Origin of the sequence: Streptomyces sp. SJL17-4 (assembly GCF_036826855.1) — a bacterium.
In the GTDB taxonomy this organism is placed as follows: domain Bacteria; phylum Actinomycetota; class Actinomycetes; order Streptomycetales; family Streptomycetaceae; genus Streptomyces.
In genome coordinates this window covers 6,842,105-6,854,423 of sequence record NZ_CP104578.1, presented here as the reverse complement: position 1 = coordinate 6,854,423, position 12,319 = coordinate 6,842,105, and the positions used below count along the sequence as shown (strand labels likewise).

Here is a 12,319-nt window from a genome sequence, read left to right as displayed (position 1 = left end):
GTGAGGGCCGGTCGTGGCTGACAGACTGTCGGCCATGACCGGCCCTCACGCGCTCAAGCCCTTCCTCCTCGCCTTCCCCGGCCCGCTCCGGGACCGGCTCGTCGCCGCGGTCCTCTCCGGCGAGAAGGTCGCCACGACGGGCCTCCTCGTGGAGTACGAGGTCGAGAACGAGGAGCTGCCGGAGGCGGGCGAGCGCTCGGCGCTCATCGACTCGGACGGTCGCGAGGTGGCGGTCGTGGAGATCACGGAGGTCGAGGTCCTGCCCCTGGGCGAGGCGGACCTGCGGCTCGCGCTCGACGAGGGCGAGGGCTTCCTGTCGGTCGCGGACTGGCGGGAGGCGCACGAGCGCTTCTGGCACAGCGCGGAGATGCGGGAGGGGTTGGGGGACCCCGGGTTCACGGTGGACGACTCGACGATGGTGGTGGTGGAGCGGTTCAGGGTGGTGGAGTCGATTCAGGGGCACTGAGCGGCGAGGACCGTGAGGAGGCGCCGCGCGAGTTCTCGGATCTCCCGGTGGTCGTCGGTCGCGGCTGCCCGGCGGAGGAGCGGGAGGAGTTCGGGGTCGTCGCGGCGGAGGTCCGCGAGGACCCGGAAGGCGGTGAGCCGGACCGAGGGGTCGGGGTCGTGGGCGAAACGGTCCTGGGCCAGGGCCGCCAGTTCGGGGCCGCTGTCGCACTCCAGGAGGTATCCCAGGACGGTGGCCCGTACCTCGCCTGCCTCGTCACGCACGGCGAGGTCGTGGGCCAGGCGCACCGCCTCCACACCGTCGTCGTCCTCGGTCATCAAGTGTCCGACCACCGCGACGCGCACGTCCGCGTCGGGGTGGTTCCGCGCAAGGTCGACGGCCAGGCCGTGCGCCCCCTCGTGATCCAGGGACTCGAGCCACATCAGAGCCTGGCCGCGGACCTCCGGACTCGCGTCGTTCCGGCCCCGGTCGAAGAGGAAGTCCCGGACCATCACTTCGTTCTCGCCGTGTGCCACCAGGAGATCCAAGCCGTACTGACGGATCCAGCCGAACGCCTCGTGCGTCAGCCGATCAGTGAACAGGTCTGCCAACGGCCCGTCCGGGATCCCCGCCTCGGCCAGGCAGCGCAGGGCGGCCCAGCGCACGGTGAGGTCCTCGTGCCGAGCCAGCTCACAGAGGTGCGCGTGCGTGCCCGGCTCGTCCGACCCGATCGCCCGTACGGCGTCGATCGCGGCGGACACCACCTCGGGGCTGCCGTCGTTCCTCAGCAGGTCCTGGACGAGCGCACGGACCGCCGGCTCGTCGCCGGTCCTCGTCACCACGGCGGTCAGTGCCGTACCGCGGAGCACGGGATCGACGTCCTCCAGCGCGGACCGCAGCAGCTCGACCGCTTGTGTTCCGTCCTCGGCATGCAGGGCGAGCGCCCGTACGACCGGGCCACCCAGGTGGGGATCGTCGCGCAACCCGTCGAGCGCGACCCGGGCTTCCGGCGTGGCGATCCGGTGACGCTCCAGACATTCGAGCGCCGCTTCGCGCACTTCCGTGTCCGCGTCACCGAGCCGCTCCACGGCGAGCCGGGCCACCCAGTCGGGGGCGGCGTCTTCGCTGTGCTTCAGGCGTCTCATGAGCGCCGCCCTCATCGCGGCACTCGGTTCCTGCCGAAGGCAGTGCGCCAGCCGCTCCCCCGACGCCGTGTCACGGCCCGCCCTGTCCATGAGCAGCCCCGCCGCACTGAGCCGCGCCGCCCTGCCGGATCCGGTCAGGGCTGTGTCGGCGAGGAGTTCGGCGCTGGGCGGCTCCCCTCCACCGTGCAGGAACAGGTGGATCCGCATGGCGAGCCGGCTGATGGAGCCGTCCAGCACCAGCCAATCCTCCTGGTCCCCTCGGGTCCACGACTCGCACCACCGCAGATAGTCGTCCCGGCCCGCCCAGTCGGCGCCGAGAGACGTCAGCGTCGGCCCCAGGGACTTCACGTGCTCGGAGGGATGGAAGGTGGCGATGCCCAGCTCTCGGGTGAACTCGAACAGACGGATCGTCCGCCGCACCAGCGCCCTGCTCTGCGGGGCCAGTGCCCCGATGCGGCGGGACTCCGCCAGGCAGCGGGCGACGAAGGCCACTCCGGCGAAGGCCCCGTCCGTACGGTCTCCCACCGGTGTCTCGATGAGCTTCGGCGCCAGCAGCCGGTCGATCACCCCCGCCACGAACCGCTCGTGAAGCAGCCCCACCAGCAACAGCAGGATCTCGTGCCACGTCGGGTCGTGGACCTTCACCGCGAAGAGCTCCTGGAGGTCCTCCTCCGACAGGCTTCGTTCGTGGTCGAAGCGGTGGGCCAGGTCCGTCGCCGCCAGGTACTCCAGGAACGTGCGGTGGACGAAGCCGTAGATCTCGCCGCCGTAGCGGCTGAGGATGAAGTTGCGGTGGCGGAACTGGTCGAGCATCACGCGGGCCGCCGTCGCCGCGCGGTCCGGCGGGAGGGCGTAGCGGTCCTTCAGGTACTCCTCGAAGCTCTTGAGGAGGTCCGGGCCCGCGATGTGGTTGCCGGAGATGCCGCCGTGGCCCTCCTGCATCTGGCGGGCGATGAGGCGCAGGAGTTCGCGTTTGTCCTCGGGGCCGAGGTACGGGAGGTGTTCCTCGACCTGACGGTCCTTGAGGTACTTGCTGGGGTCCCAGTGCTCCACCAGGACGTCGACGGCGTGCTCGTACACCGTGCGCCGGTCGCGCGGGAGTTCGCGGCGTCGGCCGATGATCGCCAGGATCGTGAGGATCAGGGGGTTGCCCGCGAGTTCCCTGACGGAGGTGGACGCGTCGACGGCCGTCGTGACGCGTGCGATCAGTTTCCGGGCCTGGTCCGGGTCGTCCGGGCACGCGAGCGCGAACCACTGTCCCGCGAACGCGCCGATCTGCTCCCGGTCGAGGTCCTGGAGCATGAAGTTGGTGAATCCCGCGCCGTCCAGGACGGCCCGCTGGTAGCCGTAGCCGCGTGAGGTGACGACGATCCTGGCCCGGTGGTGACGGGCGGCGAAGCCCGCGACGCGGCGGGTGACCGCGTCCCTGATGTCCTTCTCGAAGAGCTCGTCCAGGCCGTCGAAGATCACGAGGGCGGAGTACGGGCCCTCCCCCGCGAGGAGCGCGGTCAGCGTCTCCGGCGGCAGCCCGAGGCCCTCCGTCGCGTACTGGTGGGCGAGGAAGTCCTCGAAGGTCCGCTCGCGCCAGGCGGGTTGCGCGTACTCCCGGAGTTCGACGATGAGCGGCAGGCTGCCATGCAGTGCGTCGAGGCCCGGCGGGGGTTCGGGGGAGGTGAGGACGAGTGCCAGGTAGCGGGCCAGGGTGGACTTGCCGGAGCCCGGGTGCCCGAGCAGGACGACACGGTCGTGCTCGGGCGTGGTCAGGACGTCGAGTACCGGCAGCGGTGGCCGCTCCTGGTAGGCGCGGCGGACGCGGTCGACCGTCTCCCGGTCGATGCCGGGCGGCAGGTCGTGGAGCTCGGCCTCCGCCGGGTCCAGGAGACGGCGCAGCAGCTCCTGGGGAAGCTCGACGGGCGGCGGGTCGGCCCGTACGGACTGGGGCACGAAGACGTCCCGCAGCTGCAGGACCGGGCGCTCGTCCTGCTCCCGGAGCGGGGTGAGGACCTCCAGGTCGAGGCGGCCGTAGCGCTGGCGGACGCGGGTGGCGTAGGCCTCTCGGGCCGACTCGATCTCCGGCGCCCCGGGCTGGGGCGGGACGGATGCGAGCGTGACGTGGACATCGCCCTGTACGCCGCTGATCTGGGCGAGGGGGCCTTGGACCGTGGCTCCCGACGCCGTCTGCGCCACCGTCTGCGCCGCCTTCCGGCGCTTGAAGAAGCCCCTCATGGCGTCGAGGACGTCGGCGGTTCGATGCGGACCGAGCCGCCCACCCCGTCGATCTGGTGCAGGTCCCCCGCCGTCCGGGCTCCGTGGGCCGTCTGCGTCCCGCCGCCCTGCCCCTCGGCGGGGGTGGAGGCTGTCGGCGGGGCGCTCGTGGCGCCGCCGGCCCCGATCACCACGTCGCCCGTGACGTTCCTGATCTGGTGCAGCGATCCCCCGGTCACGGCCTGGTCCGCCGACTGCGCGGAGGGGCGGTTGAGCAGGCCCACCAGGGTCAGCGCGCAGCCCGCGATCGTGAAGAACAGGCTCAGGACGCTGCTCCACTTGTCGGCGGCGTCCAGGCCCTGGAGGACGAGGAAGGCCGCCAGGCCGCCGAGGGCCACGACGCCGCCAACGAGTATGAGCATCACACGTTTTGTCACACCGTCATCTTGCCCCGACGGGGACTCGCCCGTCAGCTCACCGCCTTGGCCGCCGCCCTGCCCGCCGCGCGGCCCGAGAAGATGCAGCCACCGAGGAAGGTGCCTTCGAGGGAGCGGTAGCCGTGGACGCCGCCGCCGCCGAAGCCGGCCGCCTCGCCCGCCGCGTACACGCCCTCCAGCGGTTCGCCGCCCTCGGTCAGGACGCGGGAGTCGAGGTCGGTCTCCAGGCCGCCGAGGGACTTGCGGGTGAGGATGTTGAGGCGGACGGCGATCAGCGGGCCGGCCTTGGGGTCGAGGATGCGGTGCGGGGTGGCCGTGCGGATCAGCTTGTCGCCGAGGTACTTGCGGGCGCCGCGGATCGCCGTCACCTGAAGGTCCTTCGTGAAGGGGTTGGCGATCTCGCGGTCGCGGGCGGTGATCTCGCGGCGCAGGGCGGCCTCGTCGATGAGGTCCTCGCCGGTGACGCGGTTCATGCCGCGGACGAGGGCGGAGAGGTCGTTCTCGACGACGAAGTCGGCGCCCTTGTCCATGAACGCCTGGACCGGGCCCGGCACGTCGGCGCGGGCGCGGCCTATCACGTCGCGGACCGACTTGCCGGTGAGGTCGGGGTTCTGTTCGGAGCCGGAGAGGGCGAACTCCTTGCCGATGATGCGCTTGTCGAGGACGAACCAGGTGTGGTCGTGGCCGGTCCGCATGATGTGTTCGAGGGTGCCAAGGGTGTCGAAGCCGGGGAAGAGCGGGACGGGCAGCCGCTTGCCGGTGGCGTCCAGCCAGAGCGAGGACGGGCCGGGGAGGATGCGGATGCCGTGCTTGGCCCAGATGGGGTTCCAGTTCTCGATGCCCTCGGTGTAGTGCCACATCCGGTCGCGGTTGATGTGGTGGGCGCCCGCCTTCTCGGCGACGCCGAGCATCAGGCCGTCGACGTGGGCGGGGACGCCGGAGAGCAGCTTCGCGGGCGGGGTGCCGAGCCGCTCGGGCCACTGGGCGCGGACGAGCTCGTGGTTGCCGCCGATGCCGCCGGAGGTGACGATCACGGCCTGGGCGCGCAGTTCGAAGGCGCCGGTGGGTGTGCGGGTGCTCGCAGTGCCGCGCTCGGCGGCGGAGGGTTCCAGGATCTCGCCCGTGACGGTGTCGACGGCTCCGGCGGTGCGGCCGAGGGCGGTGACCCGGTGGCGGAAGCGGAGCCGGACGAGGCCGCGGGCGACGCCCTCGCGGACCTTCCGCTCGAAGGGGGCGACGAGGCCGGGGCCCGTACCCCAGGTGATGTGGAAGCGGGGGACGGAGTTGCCGTGGCCGTTGGCGTCGTAGCCGCCGCGCTCGGCCCAGCCGACGACGGGGAAGAACCGCACCCCGCGCGCGTGGAGCCAGGAGCGCTTCTCGCCGGCGGCGAAGTCGACGTACGCCTCGGCCCACTTCTTCGGCCAGTGGTCCTCGGTCCGGTCGAAGCCGGCGGTGCCGTACCAGTCCTGGAGGGCGAGGGCGTGGCTGTCCTTGACGCGCATCCTGCGCTGCTCGGGCGAGTCGACGAGGAAGAGCCCGCCGAAGGACCAGTGGGCCTGGCCGCCGAGGGACTGTTCCGGTTCCTGGTCGAGGAGGATCACGGTGCGGCCGGCGTCGACCAGCTCGGCGGTGGCGACGAGGCCGGCGAGGCCCGCCCCGATCACGATCACATCTGCGTCGTAGGACATGGACCGCATCTTGGATACACGAATGTATCGAGTCAACCTTTTCGCCGCGCGGCCGTGATCCGCACCCGTTCCGTTTTCTAATGCTCGGCATTAATATGAGTGCATGGCGAGGACATCGGGGCCCGAGACCCGGGACAGACTGATCCGCGCGGCGGAGGAGCTCTTCGCCGCCCAGGGCGTCCACGGCGCCCAACTGCGGGACATCGTGAGCCGCGCCGGACAGGCCAATCCCTCCGCGGTGCAGTACCACTTCGGCTCGCGCGCCGGTCTGCTCGACGCCGTGATGGCCGGCCGCCAGGCCCGTACGGAGGGCGTGCTCGCCCCGCTCCTCGCGGCCGCCCCCGACGAGCCGCACGACCTGGTCGGCGCCCTCGTCACGGCCGAGGCCAGTGAGCTGCGCACCGACCGGGGCCGCCGCTGCCTGCGGATCTCCGCGCAGCTCAGCCATGAGAGCGGCGTGCGCACCCGCACCCCTCATCCCACGCTCGCCGGGACCGACTACTGGCGTCTGATCGAGCGCCTCGCGGACCGGCTCGCCGCCGACGGCCTGCCCGAGCCGCTGCTCCTGGAGCGCCTCGACCTGGCGCTGACCGTGGTGGGTGCGGCGCTGGCGGACCGGGCCCGGCAGTACCTCGACGGCACCGAACCCCTCACCGGTGAGGCGCTCTTCCTCGCCGATCTGGTCGAGACCACCACCGCGCTTCTCCGGGCCGCACAGCCCCGGAGCGTCGACGCACCCCGAAAGGACCCTTCATGAAAGACCTCACCGGCAGGACCGTCCTCATCACCGGCGGCGCGCGCGGCCTGGGCGCCGAGGCCGCCCGGCAGGCGGTGGCGGCGGGCGCGAACGTCGTCGTCACCGACGTGCTCGACGAGGAGGGGAAGGCGACGGCCGAGGCGCTCGGCGAGCGGGCACGGTTCTTCCACCACGACGTGACCTCGGAGGAGGAGTGGGCGGCGGCCGTGGCGTACGCGGTGGCGGAGTTCGGCGGGCTGCACGGTCTGGTGAACAACGCGGGCATCTCCACCGGCGCGCTCCTGGAGACCGAGTCCGTCGAGCACTTCCGCAAGGTCCTCGACATCAACCTGACCGGTGTCTTCATCGGCATGAAGGCCGCGATACCGGCGATGCGGGAGGCCGGCGGCGGCTCCGTCGTCAACATCTCCTCGGCCGCGGGCCTGATGGGCCTGGCCCTGACCGCCGGGTACGGCGCCTCCAAGTGGGGTGTGCGCGGTCTGACGAAGATCGGCGCGGTGGAGCTCGGCACCGCGGGGATCCGCGTCAACTCGGTGCACCCGGGCATGACGTACACGCCGATGACGGCCTCCGTCGGCATCGAGCGCGGCGAGGGCAAGTACCCGAACACGCCGATGGGCCGGGTCGGCGAGGCCGACGAGATCGCCGGCGCGGTCGTCTTCCTGCTGTCGGACGCCGCCTCGTACGTGACGGGCGCGGAGCTGGCGGTCGACGGCGGCTGGACCACCGGGCCGACGGTCAAGTACGTCATGGGGCAGTGAGCCCGCTCGCCGCTCGGCCCGTCCTGCTTGGATGGCGGGATGAGTTCAGCTGAAGAGATCCTCGATGTCGTCGACGAGCAGGACCGGGTGATCGGGCAGGCCCCGCGCGGTGAGGTGTACGCGCGGGGCCTGATCCATCGCTGCGTCTTCATCCGGGTCCGGGACGCCGAGGGGCGGATCTTCGTGCACCGCAGGACGCCGGTCAAGCTGGTCTTCCCGTCGATGTACGACATGTTCGTCGGCGGGGTCGTCGGCGCGGGCGAGTCCTACGACGAGGCCGCGCTCCGTGAGGCCGAGGAGGAGCTCGGGGTACGGGGCCTCCCCCGGCCCGAGCACGTCATGACCTTCTTGTACGACTCCGCGGGCGTGGCCGGCAAGTGGTGGTCGGCGGTCTACGAGGTGCGGTGCGAACTGCCGGTGGACCCGCAGGTGGAGGAGGTCGCCTGGCACGGGTTCCTCACCGACGAGGAGCTGGCCGCGCGGATCGGTGACTGGGAGTGGGTGCCGGACGGCCTCGCCGCGTACGAGCTGCTGCGGGAGCGCGGGGCCTGAGAGGGGCACCCGGCGGGCTGATCACCCGAACGTTAGGGTGCGCGTGTGAGCGATTTCGTACAGAGCCTGCGGCTGTGGTTCGCACCGCAGCGGATCCGGGAAGAGGGAGAGACCCCCGACTACCGGTTCTCCCTCGCGAACGAGCGGACCTTCCTGGCCTGGATCCGGACCGCGCTCGCCCTGGTCGGTGGCGGTTTCGCCGTCGACCAGTTCCTGCCGGACCTGCGCTGGGGCGTGCGGGTCGGGCTCGCGCTCGCGCTGCTCGCGGCCGGGGTGCTCTGCGCGCTGCGGGCGGTGAACCACTGGGTGCGCTGCGAGCGGGCCATGCGGCGGGGCGAGGATCTGCCGGGATCCCGCTTCCCGGCGGTGCTGAGCCTGGTCGTGGCGGTGGTGGCGGTCGCGATGGTGGTGGTCGTGCTCTTCGGCTGGGCGGGGCGGTGACGGAGGCCGCCTCCGGGATCGACGCGCGCGATCCCGGGCTCCAGCCGGAGCGGACCCGGCTCGCGTGGCGGCGTACGACCCTGTCGTGCACGGTGGTGGCGGTCCTCGCCGTCAAGCTGGCCGTGAGCGACGAGATCACCGCCGTGGGCATCACCGGGCTCGCGCTGTCGGCGCTCGTGTGGATCGGGTTCCTGGCCGTCGCGCACCGCCGGATCCGCTCCCTGAGCCCGGCCAGGCCGGAGCCCCTCTCCCACCGGGGCGCACTGCTCGCGGCCTTCTGCACGATCGCGCTCGCCGTCTTCGGGGCGGGGATGATCTGGTGAGCCGGCGGCCCGAGTGCCCTGGGGGTCGGTCGAGGGGGCGGTTCGGGGACGTCGGACGGTTCAGGGGACGGTGACGACGACCTTGCCGTTCAGGCCGCCCGCGGCGTTGGCGCGCTGTGCGTCCGCGGCCTGCTCCAGGGGGAACGTCCTGGCCACCCGTACCGTGACCACGCCTTCGTCGACGAGGTCGGCGAGGGCGGCGAGGTCGACCGGATCGGGGCGGACCCAGAAGTAGCGGCCGCCGAGGGCGAGGACCTCGCCGTCGGCGATCGAGGCGAGCCGGCCGCCGGGCGCGAGCAGCCCGGCGGAGAGCCGCAGGAACGGTCCGCCGATGGTGTCGAGGACGGCGTCCACGCCCTGCGGGGCGAAGGTGCGGACCTGGTCGGCGAAGGTCGCCTCGTCGTAGACGACCGGTTCGGCGCCGAGTTCCGCGACCCGCTCACGGCCGGCCTCCCGCGCCGCGCCGATGACCCGGCAGCCGAGGTGACGGGCGATCTGCACGCCCATGGAGCCGACCCCGCCGGCCGCCGCGTGCACGAGGACGGTGTCGCCGGGGCCGACCGCGAGGGGCAGACGGAGCGCCTGGTAGGCGGTGAGGCCGACGAGCGGCAGGGCGGCGGACTCCTCGAAGCCGACGGAGCGCGGCTTGCGGGCGAGGGTGCGGACGGGGGCGGCGACGTACTCGGCGAAGGTGCCCCGGGAGAGGAAGTCCTCGCGGACGTAGCCCATGACCTCGTCGCCCTCGGCGAACTCGGTGACGGAGACCCCGGGCCGGACGACGACTCCGGAGACGTCCCAGCCGGGGATCACGGGGAAGACCGCGTCCATCATCCCGTCGAGGTACCCGGCCTGGCACTTCCAGTCGACCGGGTTGACCGCGGCGGCCCGCACCCTGACCAGTACCGCGTCGGGTCCGATCTTGGGGTCGGGCAGCTCGCCGTACTCAAGGACCTCGGGGCCGCCGTACCGGCGGTAGCTGATCGCCTTCATGACTTCGACCCTCGATGCACCGGTGTCCGCCCGCAAGCCGGGGAGACTCATCCCTGTCCGATCGGGCTCTCACTCCTCTCAACCGGGGGAATCCCTGTGTCTCCTCTGTCTGCCACCGATTCCTACGACGCCGCCTCCGCTCCCCACGTGGTCGCGCTCGCGCCGAACGTCCACGCCTTCCTCCAGCCCGACGGCGGCTGGTGCCTGAACAACGCCGGCTTCCTCGGCGACGCGCGCGAAGCGCTGCTCGTCGACACCGCCGCCACCGAACGCCGGGCACGGCTGCTGCGGGAGGCGGTGCTCGCGGAGGGCCTCCCCCTGCCGGGGACGATCGTCTCCACCCACCACCACGGCGACCACACCTACGGCAACGGGGTGTTCCTGCCGGAGGCGCGGATCGTCGGCCACGAGAACTGCCGGAGCGAGCAGCTCGCGGCCGGGCGCCAGCTCCATCTGCTGTGGCCGCGGACCGACTTCGGGAAGATCGACATCGTGGCGCCGTCCGTCACGTACCGCGAGCGCCTGACCCTGTACGTCGGCGGGATCGAGGTACGGGTGATCCACCCGGGGCCCGCGCACACCACGGGCGACTCGATCGTGCACCTCCCCGAGCAGGGCGTCGTCTTCACCGGTGACCTGGTCTTCCAGGGCGGGACGCCGTTCCTGCCGATGGGTTCTCTGGCCGGGTCGCTGCGGGCGCTCGACCTGCTGCGCTCGCTGGACGCGCCCACGGTGGTCCCGGGGCACGGGCAGGTGACCGACCCCTCGGCGTACGACGCGACCGAGCGGTACCTGCGGTGGGTGCGGGAGATCGCGGCGGAGGGGTACGCGAAGGGGGCGACGCCGCTGGAGACGGCACGGCGGGCGGAGCTCGGCGAGTTCGCCGCGTGGCGGGAGTGCGAGCGTCTGGTGGCCAACCTGCACCGGGCGTACGCGGAGCTGGCGGGCCTGCCGGAGGCCTCGCCGCTCGACCTGGTGACGGTCTTCGGCGACATGGCGGCGATGAACGGCGGGGTACCGGTGGCCTGCCACGCGTAGCCCTGCGGCGGGCCTCGTGAGCGCGCGCGTGGGCGGGCCTCGTGCACGTGCGCGTGCACGCGGGCCTCGTGCACGCGCACGTGGGCGGCATCGTGCACGCGCGCGTGGGGTGTCACCAGCGCGGGACCGTCGGGGTCCGCCACTCCGGGTCCGCCACCCGCATCGCCGCCGCGTCGTCGCGGTTCCGCAGGGTGCCGTCGTCGTCGAGCCAGCGGCGGTGCAGGGCGGCGAGCGCGTCCCGGTCGAGTTCCACGCCGAGGCCGGGCGCGTCGGAGACGGCGAGCCGCCCGTCCCGGAACGCGGGGCGGGTGGTGACGACGTCCTCGGTCTGCCACGGGTAGTGGGTGTCACAGGCGTGGTGGAGTTCGGGCAGGGTGGCGGCGACCTGGGTCATGGCGGCGAGGCTGATGCCCAGGTGGGTGTTGGAGTGCATGGAGAGCCCGACGCCGTACGTCCGGCAGAGCGCGGCGAGTTCGCGGGTGCGCCCGAGGCCGCCCCAGTAGTGGTGGTCGCAGAGGACGATCCGTACCGCCCCGTTCGCGAAGGCCTCCGGGACCTCCTCGAAGGTGGTCACGCACATGTTGGTGGCGAGCGGCACCTCGGTGCCGGTGGCGATCTCGGCCATCGCGTCGGTGCCGCTCGCCGGGTCCTCCAGGTACTCCAGTACGTCCGTGAGTTCGCGCGCGACGGCGAGCGAGGTGGCCACGGACCAGGCGCCGTTGGGGTCGAGGCGGAGCGGGCGGCCGGGGAACTCCTCGGCGAGCGCGCGGATCGCGGCGATCTCCTGCTCCGGTGCGAACACCCCGCCCTTGAGCTTGAAGGACCGGAAGCCGTACGCGGCGTCGAAGCGGCGGGCCTGGGCGACGATGCCGGCGGGGTCGAGGGCCGCGCCCCAGTCGTCGACCGGGCCGCCGGCGGGGTGGGTGGCCCAGCGGTAGAAGAGGTAGGCGCTGTACTCGACGGAGTCGCGGACCTTGCCGCCGAGGAGGGCGTGGACGGGCAGGCCGAGGGTCTTGCCGAGGGCGTCGAGGCAGGCGGTCTCGAAGGCGGAGACGACGGAGAGGCGGAGCTTGTCGGCGGTACGGACTCCGCGCAGACCGCCCGCGTCGACGCCGGCCTCGGCGAACGCGTCGGAGCGGGCGCCCTGGCCCGTGGAAGAGCCGGATCCCGAACCCGGATCGGTGGCTTCCGCAAGCGCGAAGAGTCCGTTCACATCCGTGATCGACCGTCCCGGGAGCGCCTCGGCCAGCGGGCGGGCCAGGTCCAGGTAGACGCCGTCTCCGTACGTCTCCCCCAGGCCGCTCATGCCGCCCCGGGTGATCACCTCGACCACGAGCCGGGGCGTATACGGCTGGTGAACCCCCTGGACGTTGAGGAGAGGCGGGTCGGAGATGAGGATCGGGGTGAGCCGGACTTCGTCGACGATCAACTTCGCATCCATATGTGAACCCTATTCATGGATGGAATCGGTGACCAGAGGGCGTAGGGCGGATTCACGCCTCCCCCCTGGACGACATACCGACTGGTCGGTCATCAT

At 72.3% G+C, this 12,319-nt stretch carries 12 protein-coding genes; 7 read left to right on the top strand and 5 right to left on the bottom strand.

Annotation, left to right across the window (positions count from 1 at the left end; all coding sequences use genetic code 11):
* Nucleotides 1-34: 34 nt before the first annotated feature.
* On the top strand, nucleotides 35-466 hold the full coding sequence (locus N5875_RS30870) for an ASCH domain-containing protein (protein ID WP_318206932.1): 432 nt from the start codon (nucleotides 35-37) through the stop codon (nucleotides 464-466).
* On the opposite strand, the gene N5875_RS30865 is transcribed toward N5875_RS30870, so the two are convergent.
* The 3 genes from N5875_RS30865 to N5875_RS30855 are packed head-to-tail and all read right to left on the bottom strand — an operon-like array spanning nucleotide 454 to nucleotide 5,920.
* The gene (locus N5875_RS30865) at nucleotides 454-3,816 is read right to left on the bottom strand and encodes a HEAT repeat domain-containing protein (protein WP_338497457.1); all 3,363 of its coding nucleotides are present in this window, start codon (nucleotides 3,814-3,816) and stop codon (nucleotides 454-456) included. The genes N5875_RS30870 and N5875_RS30865 overlap by 13 nt on opposite strands.
* Complete coding sequence (locus N5875_RS30860; protein ID WP_318206934.1) at nucleotides 3,813-4,217, bottom strand: hypothetical protein; 405 nt, start codon at nucleotides 4,215-4,217, stop codon at nucleotides 3,813-3,815. The genes N5875_RS30865 and N5875_RS30860 overlap by 4 nt, the downstream gene beginning before the upstream one ends.
* 47 nt (nucleotides 4,218-4,264) lie before the next feature.
* Nucleotides 4,265-5,920, bottom strand: coding sequence for an FAD-binding dehydrogenase (locus N5875_RS30855; RefSeq protein WP_318206935.1), 1,656 nt, complete (start codon nucleotides 5,918-5,920; stop codon nucleotides 4,265-4,267).
* Between the two features lie 103 nt (nucleotides 5,921-6,023).
* Here N5875_RS30855 and N5875_RS30850 point away from each other — a divergent pair, with 103 nt between their 5' ends.
* The 5 genes from N5875_RS30850 to N5875_RS30830 are packed head-to-tail and all read left to right on the top strand — an operon-like array spanning nucleotide 6,024 to nucleotide 8,754.
* Complete coding sequence (locus N5875_RS30850) at nucleotides 6,024-6,677, top strand: helix-turn-helix domain-containing protein (protein ID WP_318206936.1); 654 nt, start codon at nucleotides 6,024-6,026, stop codon at nucleotides 6,675-6,677.
* The gene (locus tag N5875_RS30845; RefSeq protein WP_318206937.1) at nucleotides 6,674-7,438 is read left to right on the top strand and encodes a glucose 1-dehydrogenase; all 765 of its coding nucleotides are present in this window, start codon (nucleotides 6,674-6,676) and stop codon (nucleotides 7,436-7,438) included. The genes N5875_RS30850 and N5875_RS30845 overlap by 4 nt, the downstream gene beginning before the upstream one ends.
* 39 nt (nucleotides 7,439-7,477) lie before the next feature.
* Nucleotides 7,478-7,990, top strand: a complete 513-nt coding sequence (locus tag N5875_RS30840) for an NUDIX domain-containing protein (RefSeq protein WP_318206938.1) — start codon at nucleotides 7,478-7,480, stop codon at nucleotides 7,988-7,990.
* Nucleotides 7,991-8,035: 45 nt separating this feature from the next.
* Nucleotides 8,036-8,431: a DUF202 domain-containing protein gene (locus N5875_RS30835; RefSeq protein WP_318206939.1), complete on the top strand. Its 396-nt coding sequence runs from the start codon at nucleotides 8,036-8,038 to the stop codon at nucleotides 8,429-8,431.
* Complete coding sequence (locus tag N5875_RS30830) at nucleotides 8,428-8,754, top strand: DUF202 domain-containing protein (RefSeq protein ID WP_318206940.1); 327 nt, start codon at nucleotides 8,428-8,430, stop codon at nucleotides 8,752-8,754. Before N5875_RS30835 ends, N5875_RS30830 begins: the two co-directional genes overlap by 4 nt.
* 60 nt (nucleotides 8,755-8,814) lie before the next feature.
* Here the strand turns inward: N5875_RS30830 and N5875_RS30825 are convergent, their stop codons facing one another.
* Complete coding sequence (locus tag N5875_RS30825; RefSeq protein WP_338497453.1) at nucleotides 8,815-9,744, bottom strand: NADP-dependent oxidoreductase; 930 nt, start codon at nucleotides 9,742-9,744, stop codon at nucleotides 8,815-8,817.
* 96 nt (nucleotides 9,745-9,840) lie between these two features.
* On the opposite strand from N5875_RS30825, the gene N5875_RS30820 reads away from it, so the two are divergent.
* Nucleotides 9,841-10,782 (top strand): MBL fold metallo-hydrolase, encoded by a 942-nt coding sequence (locus N5875_RS30820; protein ID WP_318206942.1) that lies wholly within the window; start codon nucleotides 9,841-9,843, stop codon nucleotides 10,780-10,782.
* A gap of 112 nt (nucleotides 10,783-10,894) precedes the next feature.
* Here the strand turns inward: N5875_RS30820 and N5875_RS30815 are convergent, their stop codons facing one another.
* Entirely contained in the window at nucleotides 10,895-12,223 is a 1,329-nt protein-coding gene (locus N5875_RS30815; protein WP_338497451.1) for an enolase C-terminal domain-like protein, read from the bottom strand.
* Between the last annotated feature and the right edge of the window lie 96 nt (nucleotides 12,224-12,319).